Annotated in this window: 15 protein-coding genes; 10 read left to right on the plus strand and 5 right to left on the minus strand. The window is 72.2% G+C overall.

All coding sequences use genetic code 11. The features are described 5' to 3' along the window. Nucleotides 1-82 precede the first annotated feature (82 nt). Nucleotides 83-1,225, plus strand: coding sequence for an NADAR family protein (locus tag IF89_RS0118035; RefSeq protein WP_030768576.1), 1,143 nt, complete (start codon nucleotides 83-85; stop codon nucleotides 1,223-1,225). A gap of 680 nt (nucleotides 1,226-1,905) precedes the next feature. Here the strand turns inward: IF89_RS0118035 and IF89_RS0118045 are convergent. Beyond that, nucleotides 1,906-2,325: an arsenate reductase ArsC gene (locus IF89_RS0118045; protein WP_030768579.1), complete on the minus strand. Its 420-nt coding sequence runs from the start codon at nucleotides 2,323-2,325 to the stop codon at nucleotides 1,906-1,908. Nucleotides 2,326-2,428: 103 nt separating this feature from the next. Between IF89_RS0118045 and IF89_RS0118050 the strand changes: the two genes are divergently transcribed. From IF89_RS0118050 to IF89_RS0118065, 4 genes are read left to right on the plus strand one after another with little or no spacing between them, the layout of a single operon-like run. Continuing rightward, the gene (locus IF89_RS0118050; RefSeq protein WP_030768582.1) at nucleotides 2,429-2,743 is read left to right on the plus strand and encodes an ArsR/SmtB family transcription factor; all 315 of its coding nucleotides are present in this window, start codon (nucleotides 2,429-2,431) and stop codon (nucleotides 2,741-2,743) included. Nucleotides 2,744-2,784: 41 nt separating this feature from the next. Continuing rightward, nucleotides 2,785-3,567 (plus strand): aquaporin, encoded by a 783-nt coding sequence (locus IF89_RS0118055; protein ID WP_030768585.1) that lies wholly within the window; start codon nucleotides 2,785-2,787, stop codon nucleotides 3,565-3,567. Further along, nucleotides 3,564-4,619, plus strand: coding sequence for an ArsO family NAD(P)H-dependent flavin-containing monooxygenase (locus IF89_RS0118060; RefSeq protein WP_030768588.1), 1,056 nt, complete (start codon nucleotides 3,564-3,566; stop codon nucleotides 4,617-4,619). Before IF89_RS0118055 ends, IF89_RS0118060 begins: the two co-directional genes overlap by 4 nt. A gap of 52 nt (nucleotides 4,620-4,671) precedes the next feature. Continuing rightward, nucleotides 4,672-5,223 (plus strand): DinB family protein, encoded by a 552-nt coding sequence (locus tag IF89_RS0118065; RefSeq protein ID WP_030768591.1) that lies wholly within the window; start codon nucleotides 4,672-4,674, stop codon nucleotides 5,221-5,223. 81 nt (nucleotides 5,224-5,304) lie between these two features. On the opposite strand, the gene IF89_RS0118070 is transcribed toward IF89_RS0118065, so the two are convergent. After that, a complete protein-coding gene (locus IF89_RS0118070) occupies nucleotides 5,305-5,802 on the minus strand; it encodes a GNAT family N-acetyltransferase (RefSeq protein ID WP_030768594.1) in 498 nt (165 codons plus the stop codon). Further along, nucleotides 5,799-6,167 (minus strand): ArsR/SmtB family transcription factor, encoded by a 369-nt coding sequence (locus tag IF89_RS0118075; protein ID WP_043194084.1) that lies wholly within the window; start codon nucleotides 6,165-6,167, stop codon nucleotides 5,799-5,801. The genes IF89_RS0118070 and IF89_RS0118075 overlap by 4 nt, the downstream gene beginning before the upstream one ends. 301 nt (nucleotides 6,168-6,468) lie before the next feature. Here IF89_RS0118075 and IF89_RS38075 point away from each other — a divergent pair, with 301 nt between their 5' ends. The 4 genes from IF89_RS38075 to IF89_RS0118095 all read left to right on the plus strand — a co-directional run bounded on the left by IF89_RS38075 (nucleotide 6,469) and on the right by IF89_RS0118095 (nucleotide 9,983). Continuing rightward, nucleotides 6,469-6,648, plus strand: a complete 180-nt coding sequence (locus tag IF89_RS38075; RefSeq protein WP_043194085.1) for a hypothetical protein — start codon at nucleotides 6,469-6,471, stop codon at nucleotides 6,646-6,648. A gap of 68 nt (nucleotides 6,649-6,716) precedes the next feature. Then, nucleotides 6,717-8,078, plus strand: coding sequence for an NAD(P)-binding domain-containing protein (locus tag IF89_RS0118085; protein WP_030768600.1), 1,362 nt, complete (start codon nucleotides 6,717-6,719; stop codon nucleotides 8,076-8,078). A 5-nt stretch (nucleotides 8,079-8,083) separates the two neighbouring features. Continuing rightward, nucleotides 8,084-9,304: an MFS transporter gene (locus tag IF89_RS0118090; protein WP_030768603.1), complete on the plus strand. Its 1,221-nt coding sequence runs from the start codon at nucleotides 8,084-8,086 to the stop codon at nucleotides 9,302-9,304. 199 nt (nucleotides 9,305-9,503) lie between these two features. Then, nucleotides 9,504-9,983, plus strand: a complete 480-nt coding sequence (locus tag IF89_RS0118095) for a GNAT family N-acetyltransferase (RefSeq protein WP_030768606.1) — start codon at nucleotides 9,504-9,506, stop codon at nucleotides 9,981-9,983. Nucleotides 9,984-10,153: 170 nt separating this feature from the next. Here IF89_RS0118095 and alc read toward each other — a convergent pair whose 3' ends face one another. Then, entirely contained in the window at nucleotides 10,154-11,287 is a 1,134-nt protein-coding gene (alc, locus tag IF89_RS0118100; RefSeq protein WP_030768609.1) for an allantoicase, read from the minus strand. Between the two features lie 2 nt (nucleotides 11,288-11,289). Beyond that, nucleotides 11,290-12,624, minus strand: coding sequence for an allantoinase AllB (allB, locus tag IF89_RS0118105; protein ID WP_420706933.1), 1,335 nt, complete (start codon nucleotides 12,622-12,624; stop codon nucleotides 11,290-11,292). A gap of 336 nt (nucleotides 12,625-12,960) precedes the next feature. On the opposite strand from allB, the gene IF89_RS0118110 reads away from it, so the two are divergent. Next, on the plus strand, nucleotides 12,961-13,764 hold the full coding sequence (locus IF89_RS0118110) for an IclR family transcriptional regulator (protein WP_030768612.1): 804 nt from the start codon (nucleotides 12,961-12,963) through the stop codon (nucleotides 13,762-13,764). Nucleotides 13,765-13,878: the final 114 nt, after the last annotated feature.

The following is a 13,878-nucleotide window of genomic DNA, read 5'->3' on the forward strand; positions in this document are numbered from 1 at the left end:
CCAGTGGACGCACATCATCACACGACGCCCGCGGCGCCGAATCCAGGTGCTCGCCGGTCGGTCCGTCCGGCATCATCGCGGCATGATCGGCAACCGGATCACCCATCGCACGGCGGACGGCGTCCGCATACCCGGCACCTGGCGGCACGCGTTCATCTGCAACGGCGGCTCCTACTTCCTCACCGACCTCTTCGTCTACGCCGACGGACTGATCGACTGCTGGGAGCTGGTCACCCTCGACGAGTTCGAGCAGAAGCTCCGCCGCGGCTGGGTGGCCACCAGCCTTCCGGAGGGCGGCCGCGCCTCCGCGCACCACCTGGCCTCGTGGACCTTCGGTGCACCGGACACCTGGCTGACGCCGGACCTGCTGCTCGCCGAGGTCCGTGACACCATCGACGAGTTGAACGGCCGCCCCGACTCGACCGCCCGCTGCCTCGCCGCCGTGGACGTCTTCATGGCGGACCGTACGGAGGGCAACCGGGCCGCTGCCCGGGCGGCCTACGAGGCCATTCCCGAGACGGTGCGGCACTACGCGCTCGGCGACATGGACCGCAAGGACCGTCCGCTGCGGGTGCTGGTGGCGGGACCCGGGGGCCGGACCCCGGACGAGCGCGGAGAAACGGTCACCCAGGAGGAGTACGACGCGGCCGTCTCCTACTTCGAGGAGCGTGCGCAGTGGAGGGCGACTGCCGCTTCGCGGGTGCCCGCCGACGGGCCGGCCGAGTCCTTCGCGCCCGCGGTCAAGATCTACCACTCGTACCCGCAGCGGGCGCTCGAAGACCCCGGCAAGCAGGCCCTGCGCAACGACTACCCCGCTGCGATCACTGTCGGCGGCTCCACCTACCCGTCGGTGGCGCACGCCTACTGGGCCCGGTCCGTCGCCGAACCTGAGGCCCGGGCCGCGGTCGTGGCGGCGGAGTCGGGTGCGAAGGCCCGTACGGTCGCGGCGGCCGCGCAGCGGCGCGAGGGCTGGGAGCAGGTGCGGACGGCGGTCATGGCCCGACTGCTGCGCGCCAAGTACGAGCAGCACCCCGACCTCGCGGCGATCCTGCTCGCCACGGGTGACGCGACCCTGCTCTACGACGACGCCGACTCGGGCCACTGGGGCGAGAACGGGGGGCGGGGCCGCAACTGGACGGGCCGCCTCCTCGAACTCGTCCGTTCCGAACTGGTGGCGGAAACCCCTTCTCTGGGGGTGGATGGGCTGTGGTGTGACGTGGGGTGAGGTGGGTTCGTTGAGGTCCTGGGACTCGTTCTCGGGGGGTGTGGCTCTGCGGCGGGTTGTTGCACGACTCGATGCAGGAATTGCGGGTGCGGGCGTTTCCCGTGGTGATGCCGTCCGCGCAGAGGTACTGGACGGTCCTTGACGACGACCTGGAGGTCGTCTCCGTAGCCGATCACTGGCTGCGGAATCTTCGGTTCGGGCGCGACCGGGCCGAGTCGACGACGAAGCCGTACGCCGGCGGGGTCGCCCTGTACCTGAGGTGGTGCAGGTCGACAGGCCGGCGGTGGCCGGAGGCGGGCCGGGACCGCGGTCACCCGCGCATCTCTCCAGGCGGACCCGGCGAACGCCCATGCCCGCGCCGGCCGCTTGGCAGCGCAGCGGACCCTGGAGGAATGCCAGGGCGAACTCGACGCCGCGCGGTCCGCGAACCGGGGGACCCGCGCCCTGAATCAGCGCGGACAGCCCGACCGCGTCCGGCACGCGCGAACCCGGGCACAGTCCGCCGCACACTGTCGGTCGGCAGTCCGTGCCCCGGTTCCCGTCCCGGCCTGGCGGTTCAGGCCAGGACCTCGGCTGCGTTCTGCACCTGGTCGCTTGGGGCGGCGGTGTATCCGGCGGGGCCGGAGCCGATGATGACGACGTCGCGTATGCCGTCGGCGGGGTGCGTGTCGGTCACCTTGTCACGCCTGCTGCTTGGCGTCGATCTCGGCGATCAGGCCCTCGATGAGGCCCTTGATCTCGTCGCGGATGGGGCGGACGGCCTCCACGCCCTGTCCTGCCGGGTCTTCGAGCTGCCAGTCGAGGTAGGTCTTGCCGGGGAAGTACGGGCAGGCGTCGCCGCAGCCCATGGTGATGATGTAGTCCGACGCCTGGGCGGCCTCGGGGGTCAGCACCTTCGGGGTCTGGTCGGAGATGTCGATGCCCAGCTCGGCCATCGCGGCGACGGCGGAGGGGTTGATCTGGTCGCCGGGCATGGAGCCGGCGGAGCGGACCTCGACGCGGTCGCCGGCGAGGTGGCGCAGGAACCCGGCCGCCATCTGGGAGCGGCCGGCGTTGTGGATGCAGACGAACAGGACGGACGCGAGCGGGTTCGCGGACATCGGCTTTTCCTTCATGGCAGGCGCGGCCGGTGCATACCGCGGACCTGCGGCATGATTCAGCCCGGACTGGTGTCAGCCCTTGTTGATGTGACAATATCAGTCCATGATGACGTCAGTCGACACTGATCTGATCCGGGTTCTGGCCGACCCGCTCAGGCTCCAGATCGTGACCCTCCTCGCCCGCGAGACGCTCTGCACCACCCACCTCGTAGAAGAGACCGGTGCCAAGCAGACGAATCTCTCCAACCACCTGAAGGTGCTGCGCGAGGCCGGAGTGGTCGAGACGGAACCCTGCGGGAGGTACATCTACTACCGCCTGCGCCCGGAGGTCATCGAAGGCATCGCCGGTCAGTTCGCCGACCTCGCGGCGACCGCGCGGGCCACCGCCGAAGCGAACCTCAAGCGGTCCTGCCCCTAGCCATCTTGCGCCTTGCCTCACCTGCCCGAGGAGAACCCGTCTTGACCGCCACCGAGCCCGCCGCGAGCGACGCCATGGCCGCCGGCGCGTCGCCGCAGCCCGCCCCCGGCGCGACGCCGCCCCGCACCCCGCTGATCGCCCGCGCCGCCGCCGAGCTGGTCGGCACCGCCGCCCTCGTCGCGATCGTCGTCGGCTCGGGCATCCAGGCCACGAAGCTCACCGACGACGTCGCGCTCCAGCTGCTGGCCAACTCCACCGCCACCGTCTTCGGCCTCGGCGTCCTGATCGCGCTCCTCGGGCCCGTATCGGGCGCGCACTTCAACCCGGCGGTCACGCTCGCCGAGTGGTGGACCGCCCGCCGCGGCGGCGCGGGCGTGACCGCCCGCGAGCTCGCCGTGTACGTGCCTTCCCAGATCGTCGGCGCCATCGTGGGCGCGATCCTGGCGGACGCGATGTTCGGTGAACCGCTGGTGAAGTGGTCCACCCACGACCGCTCCGCCGGCAACCTCCTCCTCGGCGAGGTCGTCGCCACCGCCGGCCTGATCCTCCTGATCTTCGGCCTGGCCCGCACCGACCGCCTCCGTTTCGCCCCGGTCGCGGTGGCCTCGTACATCGGCGCCGCGTACTGGTTCACCTCCTCCACCTCCTTCGCCAACCCGGCCGTCACCATCGGCCGCGCCTTCACCGACACCTTCGCCGGTATCGCCCCGTCCTCGGTGGCCGGCTTCATCGGCATGCAGCTGGTGGGTGTCGTCGTCGGCCTGGCGCTGGTCGCGGTCATCTTTATGCGGGGCAAGACCGGCACCGGAGCGCCTGCGGCATGAGCCGACGTACGGACGTGGTGGTGATCGGCGGCGGCCAGGCCGGGCTCGCCGCCGGCTACCACCTGCGCCGCCTGGGCATCGAGCACGTCGTCCTCGACGCCCAGGCCGCGCCCGGCGGCGCCTGGCAGCACACCTGGGACTCGCTCCGTCTGTTCTCCCCGGCCGCGTACTCCTCGCTGCCCGGCCGGCTGATGCCGGTGCAGCAAGGGCAGCTCTACCCCGATGCCGCGCACGTGATGTCGTACCTCGCGGACTACGAGAAGCGGCATCAGCTCCCGGTCGAGCGCGGCGTGTGGGTGGACGCGGTCCACCGCGACGGTGCGTTCCTGCGGGTCGAGACCGACTGCGGCGACTGGCAGGCCCGTGCTGTCGTCAGCGCCACCGGGACGTGGACCCGCCCGTTCCTGCCGGCCGTCCCGGGCCGCCGGGACTTCGCAGGTCGCCAGCTGCACACGGTCGAGTACCACAGCCCTGCCGAGTTCGCCGGGCAGTGCGTGATCGTGGTGGGCGGCGGGAACTCCGGCGCGCAGATCGCCGCCGACCTCGCCGGTACGGCCGACCTCACGTGGGTGACCCAGCGCCCGCCGCGCTACCTGGCCGACGACATCGACGGCCGCGCCCTCTTCGACGCGGCGACCGCCCGCCGTCGCGCCCTGGACGAAGGCCGCACCGACACCGGCGGCGTTGCCTCGCTCGGCGACATCGTCGCCGTGCCCCCGGTCCGTGCGGCCCGAGACGCCGGACTCCTGACAGCGAGGCCGATGTTCAGCCGGCTCACCGCCACCGGTGTGCAATGGGCCGACGGCACCGCCGCCGATGTCGACGCGGTCATCTGGTGCACGGGCTTCCGCCCGGCGCTGGCCCACTTCGCCGGCCTGCGCCTGCGGGGCGCCCGCGGCCACATCGCCACCGACGGCACCAGAGCCGTCGACGAGCCGCGCCTGCACCTGCTCGGCTACGGCGACTGGACGGGGCCCGCCTCGGCCACCCTGATCGGCGTCGGCCGCCCGGCGCGGGAAGCCGCTCGCCGGATCCGGGAGCTGCTGGCCTGACGGGCCTACGCTGGAGCCGGACCGACCCTGTACGGGCAGGGAGCGAGCAGGCATGGACGGACCAGCGGGCCCGGCCTTCGACGGCCAGGCGGCGCACGCCGAGCTGGAGCGTGTGCGGGCGGAGTTCCATCAGCTCCTGGGGTCCGCGACGCGGGCCGAGCTGGCCCGGCCGAGCGCGGGGACACGGTGGACCAACGAGCAGCTGCTGTTCCACATGCTGTTCGGCTACGCGCTCATCCGGCCGCTCCTGGTCGTCTTCGCCCTCTTCGGACGACTGCCGTTGGGTGCGAGCGGTGCCTTCGCCCGGTTGCTGAATGCCGTGACCACTGCGTTCGACCTCGTCAACTACCTGGGTCCGGTGGGCGGGGCCGGCGTGTGCGGCCGGCGGCGCATGCTGCAGCTGTTCGACCGCGTCATCGCCGACCTCCACCGACGCATCGACGCCGAGTCTCCGGTCCACCTGGCCCTGCGCATGTACTACCCCACCCGGTGGGATCCCCTCTTCATGGACGTCATGACCGTGGCCGACCTCTACCGCTACCCGGCCCGGCATTTCGACTTCCACCGGCGACAGCTCACTCTCCCTGCGCCTGGCCAGGGGTGAGGATCGTGCAGAGGACATCGGCGCTGCAGGCGGCGGGATCGGCCGTGGCGGCCCCGGCGGCAAGACCCCTGACTGACCGGCTCAGACGATCAGAGGGCTGCGGCGTTCCAGGAGCACGACGTCGCGCCAGACGCCGCAATGGCGGCCGATCCGCTCGCGGGTGCCGATGACCCGGAACCCGGCCCGCTCGTGCAGGGACAGGCTGGCGGTGTTCTCAGGGAAGATCCCGGACTGGATCGTCCAGATCCCGGCTGCCTCCGTCGAGGCGACCAGTGCCTCCAGCAGGGCACGGGCGACACCGCGGCCGCGGGCGTCGGGGTGGACGTAGACGGAGTGCTCGACGACACCGGCATAGGCGCACCGGTCGGAGACCGCGCTCGCCGCCACCCAGCCGAGGACGGTCTTGTCCTCGTCCAGGGCGACGAAGCGGTGCTCGGCGAGCTTCGCGGCGTCGAACACGGCCCACTCGGGTGCCGTTGTCTCGAAGGTGGCGTTGCCCTCGTCGATCCCGGCCTGGTAGATCGCGAGGATCTGGTCGGCGTGCTCGGGCAGCGGTGGGGTGATGTGCACTGTGGTCATGCCGTCTTCGCGGCGCCGGCCAGCAGCGCACCCATCGCGGCGAGCACGGAGGGCTCGACCCGGTAGTACACCCATGTACCGCGCCGCTCGGAGGACAGCAGGCCGGCCTCCTTCAGCTTCTTCAGGTGGTGGGAGACCGTCGGCTGCGAGACACCCACGTCGGAGATGTCGCACACGCACGCCTCGCCGCCCTCGTGGGAGGCGACGGCGGAGAACAGCCGCAGACGCACGGGGTCGCCGAGCGCCTTGAACATCTTCGCTGCGACCTCGGCCTCGTCCGCCGACATCGGGCGCTCGTTCAGGGGCGGGCAGCACGGCGCGACGGCCTCGGGCTCCAGCAGCGGCAACACCTTCGCATTCGACATACGTCTATGTTGACACATGTCGAACTAGAAGGGGAAGGGCGCCGCCATCGTCCCACCTGTGCAAGAGGTGGCGAGCCAGGCGGCGGGCGGCCCGCCGGGCGTCCCGGGCCGACACCACGCAGAGAGGTCGAGGACAGGCTTCGCTGCCACTCCGGATCACCGCGTCCACCGCCCGCGCCGCGTCGACACGCTCATGAACAACCCTCGAATTTGATGAATGTCTATGTTGACGCTCATCGAAGCAGGTGCCATGCTGGGAGCGCAGGATATCGACAGTCATCGAAACACCGAGGGAGTCGTCATGACCGAGCCCGTCACCCCCGTCACCGAAGCCGCCTCCTGTTGCGGCACGGCCCCCGCACAGCCCGCCGCCGCGTCCTCCCCATGCTGCGGCACCAGCGAGCGGGCGGACGAAGCCGGAGCCTGCTGCGACCCGCAGGCCAAGCGCGAAGCCGTCACCACCGGGGCGGGCTGCTGCTGACCACCCCAGCCCGCCCCGCCTACCTGACAAGCCCACCCACCTGCTGCACAAGACCCCGGAGACACGCCATGAGCCAGACCACCACGAACCTGCCCGTCGTCGTCATCGGGGCCGGCCCCGCCGGACTGGCCGCCGCCGCCCACCTCGAAGACCGCAGCCTGGACTTCCTCGTCCTGGAGGCCGGCCCGCACGCCGGGGCCGCGCCCCGCGACTGGGCCCACGTACGGCTGTTCTCGCGTTGGGATGAGGTCGTCGACCCGGCCGCCGAGAAGCTCCTGGCCCCGACCGGCTGGGTCAAGCCCGACGCCGCCTCCTACCCCACGGGCGGGGACTGGGCCGAGCTCTACCTCCAGCCCCTCGCCGACATCCTGGGCGACCGCGTCCGCTTCGGCGCCCGCGTCACCGGGGTCTCCCGCACCGGCCGCGACCGCATCGTCGACGCCGACCGCGACGCCCAGCCCTTCGTCATCCACGTCGAGCACGCCGACGGCCTTGAGGAGCGCGTCTTCGCCCGCGCGGTGATCGACGCCTCCGGAACCTGGTCCACCCCGAGCCCGGCAGGCGCCGGCGGACTGCACGCACTCGGCGAGAAGGCCGCCGCCGACCGGATCGCCTACCGCGTCCCCGACCTCAAGGACCCGGCCGTCCGCGCCCGGTACGCCGGCAAGCGCACCGCCATCATCGGCTCCGGCGCCTCCGCCTTCACCGCCCTCGCCCACCTCGCCGACCTCGCCAGGACCGACGACGGCACCGGCACCCACGCCACCTGGATCCTGCGCCGCGGGATCTCCGGCTCCACCTTCGGCGGCGGCGAAGCCGATCAACTCCCCGCCCGTGGCGCACTCGGCCTCGCGGCCAAGGCCGCGGTGGATGGCGGCTATGCCGACGCTGTCACCGGCTTCCGCACCGACGCCATCGAACGCGACGCCGACGGCCGCCTGGTCCTCATCGGCGAGGACGGCCGCCGCCTCGACCCGGTGGACGAGGTCATCGTCCTCACCGGCTTCCGCCCCGACCTGTCCTTCCTGGACGAGCTGCGCCTGGGCCTCGACGAGCGCCTCCAGGCTCCCCTCGCCCTGGCCCCGCTGATCGACCCCAACCAGCACTCCTGCGGCACCGTCTACCCCCACGGCCAGGCCGAACTCTCCCACCCCGAGAAGGACGTCTACCTCGTCGGCATGAAGTCCTACGGCCGCGCCCCCACCTTCCTCGCCATGACCGGCTACGAGCAGGTCCGCTCCATCGCCGCCCACCTCGCCGGCGACCAGGAAGCCGCCGAACGCGTCGAACTCACCCTGCCCGAGACCGGCGTATGCGGCGGCGCGGGCCTCTTCGACCAGCCCGAGACCACCGAGCAGAGCGGTGGCGGCTGCTGCGCGGCCCCGGCCACCCTCACCATCGGCGCGCCCGCCACCTCCGGCGGCTGCTGACCCGAATGACCAACACCAAGGCCGGCGTGGCCGCGACCGGGACGGGAGTCCGGTCGCGGCCACGCGCCGCCCTGCCCGCCCTGTGCGCCACGCAGATCACCAGCTGGGGCGTCCTCTACTACGCCTTCCCGGTCCTCAACCCCACCATCACCGAGACCACCGGCTGGCCCGCGGGCGCGACAACCGCCGCCTTCTCCGCAGCCCTCATCGTCTCCGCCATCGTCGGCATCTACGTCGGCCGCGTTGTGGATCGCCGCGGCCCGCATGCCGTCATGACCGCCGGCTCCGTCCTCGGGCCCCTCAGCCTCCTCGTCGTGGCCGCCGCCCCCCACCTCGCCGTCTTCACGGCCGGGTGGCTGCTCGCCGGGGCGTCGATGGCCGCCACGTTCTACCAGCCCGCCTTCGCCGCCCTCACCCGCTGGTGGGCCCCCGACCACATCCGCGCACTCACGATCGTCACCCTCGCCGGTGGCCTCGCCTCCACCCTCTTCGCACCCCTGACCGCGGTCCTCGCCGACCACCTGTCCTGGCGCGGCACCTACGCCGTCCTCGCGGGCATCCTCGCCGCCATAACGGTTCCGGCCCACGCCCTCGCCCTCAAGGCGCCCTGGCCCACAGCCCCTCCCCACCTGCCGAACATCACCGGTGGCCACGAACACGTCGTACGCAGCCGGCCCTTCCGGATGTTGGCCGTCACCTTCACCCTCTCCGCGTTCGCGATGTACGCCGTCGTCATCGGCCTCGTCCCCCTCCTGCTGGAACGCGGCTACACCACCACCCAAGCCGCATGGGCCCTCGGCCTCGGAGGCGCCGGACAGACCCTCGGCCGCACCCTCTACGCCGGCCTCGCCCGCCACCTCGGCGTCACGGCCCGCACCGTCACCCTGATCGCCCTCGGCGCCCTCACCACCGCAGCCTTCGCCACCCTGGCCGGCCCCTACGCCCTCCTCATCGCGGTATCCGTCCTCGCCGGGGTGATCCGCGGCAACCTCACCCTCCTCCAGGCCACCGCCGTCACCGACCGCTGGGGCACCACCCACTACGGCCGACTCTCCGGACTCCTCGGCGCACCGGCCCACGCAGCCGCCGCCCTCGCCCCCTTCGCCGGCGCCCTCCTCGCCAAGCCCCTCGGCGGCTACCCCGCACTCTTCGCACTGCTCGCCGCACTGTCGATCGCTGCCGCTGTGACAGCCTTCGGGGCCCGCCCCCTCAGCCGGGAGGAATGACTCACCGGAACCGGCGCTGGCACCACACCTGTTGCAGCAACTACGGTGAACACTCCGCGCGCCAAGCTGCACAGACTCACCGTCTTCTGCCTCGCGCCACACCCGCTCCCCCGGAGAATCCGCTCTGCGACCGACGCCGGACCGCGGGACGGACCGAGGGGTCGGAAACCGCGAACGGGAAGGGGAAGGGGAAGGAACAGTGGACTTCACCGATCGGCACGGCCGGTGCGTGGTGCTGGACGAGATCAGCGACACGAACTGGCGGGACGTCGCCGACGTCGCGCCCGCCGACCACCAGCGGCGTTTCGTCGCAGCGCTCGGCGCCCGGTACCTGTTGCTCTCGATGCGCGGCGGGGTGTGGAACTCGCTCGCCATCCGGGCCGGCGACGTGGTCGTCGGGCACGTGATGTGGGCGTACGACGAGGAGGGCGGCGCCCACTGGATCGGCGGCATGATCGTCGATGCGGCCGAGCAGGGCAGGGGCGTGGGCCGGGCCGCGGTGCGCGCCCTGATCGGGCGCCTCGCCGCGCTGCCGGCCTGCCGGGAGATCCGGCTCTCGTACCACCCGGAGAACGCCCCCGCCGCACGCCTCTACGCCGAGCTCGGCTTCACCCCCACCGGCGACGTCGAGGACGACGAGGTCGTGGCCGCCCTGGCCGCCGGCCCGGTCTCCGGCTGACCGGTCTGAGCGTGGCGCCGCCGGGCCGTGAGCTGCCCGGCGCCCCGCGCCGGCTCCTGCGGCACCGCCGTGCACTCGCGCCTCAGGGCCGCACCGGAATCCGGGTGCGGCCCTGAGGCGCATACGGCGGGCCCCGGGGGTGTCGGCCCCCGGGAGGTCAGCGGTAGGGGTCAGCCGCCCAGTTCCTGGTGGCGGGCGGTCAGCGCCGCCGCGCCGGCCTCCGTCAGCGAGCCGAAGAGGCGCAGGCGGGAGAAGCCGCCGTCCGGGAAGATGTCGATCCGTACGTGGGTGCCCACCGCGGGGGTGTCCAGGACGAAGCGGTGGTTGGTGTCGGGCTGCAGGCGGGTGCGCGGCAGGAACTCCGTCCACTCGCCCTCCTCGCCCGTCTTCACCGACAGCGAGGCCCAGCCGGCCGAGTTGCCCTTGAGGTAGGCGGTGTCGATCTCCACGGCGCGGATCTCGGACTCGGCGACCAGCTGGTAGCGGATCCAGTCGTTGCCGTTGTCGCGGCGGCGGGCGGTCTCCCAGCCGTCGTCCATCTTGCGGGAGCGGCCCGGGTTGATGGTGTTGGTGGGCGGGGAGTAGAAGCGGTTGGAGGCGTCCTGGACGGAGCCGCCGTTCTCCAGGGCGACCACGTCGAAGGAACCGAGCGCGGCGAGCCACTTGGGGTCCGGCAGGACCTCGCCGTGGACGCGCAGGCGGGCGATGCCGCCGTCGGGGTGCTGGTTGACGCGCAGGTGCGTGAAGCGCTGCTCGGCGTCGACCTCGAAGCCGTTGGCGGCGTGCCCGCCGACCGCCGTACGGGGCACGATCGTCGTCCACTTCACGTCGTCGCCCTGGAGCTCCTCCGGGGTCGGCGCGAGGGCGCCCTCCCAGTTGGTCGCCTCGATGGAGACGGCCTGCGGCATGTTGCCGCGGAAGTGGGCGGTGTCGACGACGATGCCGCGGATGACGCCGGGAGCGCCCAGGCGTACGAGGGCCCAGTCGTGGTCCTCGGCGGTCGGCCACGGCTCGGTGGCGCTGACGCCGCGGCGGCGGCGGGTCTCCCAGCCGTCCATGACCTTGCCCTTGTGGCCGAAGTCCTCGGGGTCGAAGTGCGCGGCCTCGGAGATCAGCAGGTTCTCGCGCTGGGCGAAGAACTCGTCGTTGGCGGCGATGACACCGGCGCCCAGCTCACGTGCGGCGAGGTTCGCGTACTGGGTGAAGGGGAAGTCCGCGGTGCGGTAGTCCGCGTACGGGTCGCCGCCTCCGTACGGGTTCGCGTTGCCGGTGAAGGAGGCCAGGCCAGTCGAACGCTGTGCCACTGTCAGTTCTGCCTTTCGAGGAGGAGGCCCGTGGGCTCGGTCGGGGTTCCGTGGTCGGCGATCTGCGTGCCGCGCAGCCAGGTGGACTTCACGACGCCGTGCAGGGTCCTGCCCGCGTAGGCCGTGACCTGGTTGCGGTGGTGGAGTGCGGCCGGGTCCACAGTGAACGTTTCTTCGGGGGCGAGCACGGCGAAGTCGGCGTCGCGGCCGGCCTCGATCGCGCCCTTCTGGCCCAGCCCGGCGAGGGCGGCCGGTGCGGCGGACATCCAGCGGACGACGTCCTCCAGGGAGCGTCCGCGCCGGCGCGCCTCGGTCCAGATGGCGGGCAGGCCGAGCTGGAGGGAGGAGATGCCGCCCCACGCGGTGGAGAAGTCGCTGGTCTTGAGGTCCGCGGTGGAGGGCGAGTGGTCGGAGACGATGCAGTCGATGGTGCCGTCGGCGAGCGCGTCCCACAGCAGGTCCTGGTTGGCCGCCTCGCGGATGGGCGGGCAGCACTTGAACTCGCTGGCTCCGTCCGGCACTTCCTCGGCGGTGAGGGTGAGGTAGTGCGGGCAGGACTCGACGGTGATCTGCACGCCCTCGGCCTTGGCCGCGGCGATCAGCGGCAGCGCGTCGGAGGAGGACAGGTGCAGGACGTGGACGCGCGCGTTCAGCCGCCTGGCCTGGGCGATCAGGTTGCCGATGGCGGTGTTCTCGGCGTCGCGCGGCCGGGAGGCGAGGAAGTCGGCGTACTTGGGGCCGGGGACGACGGGGGCTGCGTCGAGGTGGTGGGGGTCCTCGGCGTGCACGATCAGCAGGCCGCCGAAGCCGGTGATCTCGGCGAGGGAGGTCGCGAGCTGCTCCTGGTCGAGCTCGGGGAACTCCTCCACGCCCGAGGGCGACAGGAAGCACTTGAAGCCGTAGACGCCGGCGTCGTGCAGGGGGCGCAGGTCCTTGACGTTGTCGGGGAGGGCGCCGCCCCAGAAGCCGACGTCCACGTGCGCCTTGGCGCGGGCGACCTCCTGCTTGGTGCGCAGGTGGTCGACGGTGGTGGTCGGCGGGAGGGAGTTGAGCGGCATGTCGAGGATCGTGGTGATGCCGCCGGCCGCGGCGGCGCGGGTGGCCGTCCAGAAGCCCTCCCACTCGGTGCGGCCGGGGTCGTTCACGTGGACGTGGGTGTCGACCAGGCCGGGGAGCAGGACGTCGTCGCCGAAGTCCTCCAGCCGGGCGCCGGCCGGTACCTCGGCGTCGTGTGCCAGAACGGCCGTGATCTTCCCGTCGGCGACGGCGACCGAGGCGGCGCGCGTCCCCTCGGGGGTGATGACGCGCGTCGAGCGCAGTACCAGTTCCACAGCCACGTCGGCCACCGGAACCTCCCCATCTACTTCCACAGAGCGAAATTCAACGTTCTGTTGACGGAGTCTTCCCGGCGATCCCGGAGCCGTCAAGAGCGCCCGGACGGACCACTGACGCACCGCGACCGCAATTGGAGGTTTCCACGGGATGGAATTAAGATTTCGCCATACAGAATGTACCTACCACCACCGGGAGTCGGGCGGACAACTTCACGAGGACGTCCGCCACCAGGACAAACCACCTCTGACCGGCGGCGACGGCCCCACCCCAGGACTGGGGCCGACGCCGGCCGCCGGGTAGGCTGCTCCCTTGCCTGCCAGCACCGAAAGGACCGCGCCGTGCCGACGTCCAGCGCCAGCACCACCGACGCTTCCTCAAAGACCCCTGCCGCCAGCGGTGGCGTCCAGTCCCTTGAGCGCGCCTTCGATCTGCTCGAACGCATGGCCGACGCCGGGGGCGAGGTCGGCCTGAGCGAACTGTCCGCCGCCAGCGGTCTGCCCCTGCCCACGATCCACCGCCTGATGCGCACGCTGGTGGCGTGCGGGTACGTGCGCCAGCAGCCCAACCGACGGTACTCCCTCGGTCCCCGCCTCATCCGCCTGGGCGAGTCCGCATCGCGCCTCCTGGGGACCTGGGCCCGCCCCTACCTGGCCCGTCTGGTGGAGGAGACCGGCGAGACGGCGAACATGGCCCTGCTCGACGGGGACGAGATCGTCTACGTCGCCCAGGTGCCGTCCAAGCACTCGATGCGCATGTTCACCGAGGTCGGCCGCCGGGTGCTGCCCCACTCCACCGGGGTGGGCAAGGCCCTCCTCGCCCACACCCCGGCCGACGAGGTACGGGCCCTCCTCGCACGCACCGGGATGCCGGCGGCGACCGAGAAGACCATCACCACGCCCGAGGGCTTCCTGGAGGCGCTGGAGCACGTCCGCAGGGTGGGCTACGCGGTCGACGACAACGAGCAGGAGATAGGAGTCCGCTGCCTCGCCGTGTCGGTGCCGAACTCGCCGACCGCCGCCGCGATCTCCATCTCCGGTCCGGCCGGCCGCGTCACGGAGGCGGTGGCCGAGTCCTTCGTGCCGATCCTGCAGCACGTCGCCGATGAGCTGTCCGTGGCCCTGGCCAGCCAGAGCCCGGCGTAGGGCGTACCGCCGTTCGCTCGACACCGAGCCCCGCCGGACCCATCCGGCGGGGCTCGCGCCGTGTACGGCCGACCGCCGCCCCGCGCCGGCGGGGCTCGCGCCGTGTACGTCCGA

It is taken from the genome of Streptomyces sp. NRRL F-2664 (assembly GCF_000719345.1).
GTDB lineage: Bacteria > Actinomycetota > Actinomycetes > Streptomycetales > Streptomycetaceae > Streptomyces.

Coding starts and splice junctions, on each gene's coding strand:
- IF89_RS0118035 (WP_030768576.1), top strand. CDS start 83: ATGATCGGCAACCGGATCACCCATCGCACGGCGGACGGCGTCCGCATA.
- IF89_RS0118045 (WP_030768579.1), bottom strand. CDS start 2,325: ATGTCCGCGAACCCGCTCGCGTCCGTCCTGTTCGTCTGCATCCACAAC.
- IF89_RS0118050 (WP_030768582.1), top strand. CDS start 2,429: ATGATGACGTCAGTCGACACTGATCTGATCCGGGTTCTGGCCGACCCG.
- IF89_RS0118060 (WP_030768588.1), top strand. CDS start 3,564: ATGAGCCGACGTACGGACGTGGTGGTGATCGGCGGCGGCCAGGCCGGG.
- IF89_RS0118065 (WP_030768591.1), top strand. CDS start 4,672: ATGGACGGACCAGCGGGCCCGGCCTTCGACGGCCAGGCGGCGCACGCC.
- IF89_RS0118070 (WP_030768594.1), bottom strand. CDS start 5,802: ATGACCACAGTGCACATCACCCCACCGCTGCCCGAGCACGCCGACCAG.
- IF89_RS0118075 (WP_043194084.1), bottom strand. CDS start 6,167: ATGTCGAATGCGAAGGTGTTGCCGCTGCTGGAGCCCGAGGCCGTCGCG.
- IF89_RS38075 (WP_043194085.1), top strand. CDS start 6,469: ATGACCGAGCCCGTCACCCCCGTCACCGAAGCCGCCTCCTGTTGCGGC.
- IF89_RS0118085 (WP_030768600.1), top strand. CDS start 6,717: ATGAGCCAGACCACCACGAACCTGCCCGTCGTCGTCATCGGGGCCGGC.
- IF89_RS0118090 (WP_030768603.1), top strand. CDS start 8,084: ATGACCAACACCAAGGCCGGCGTGGCCGCGACCGGGACGGGAGTCCGG.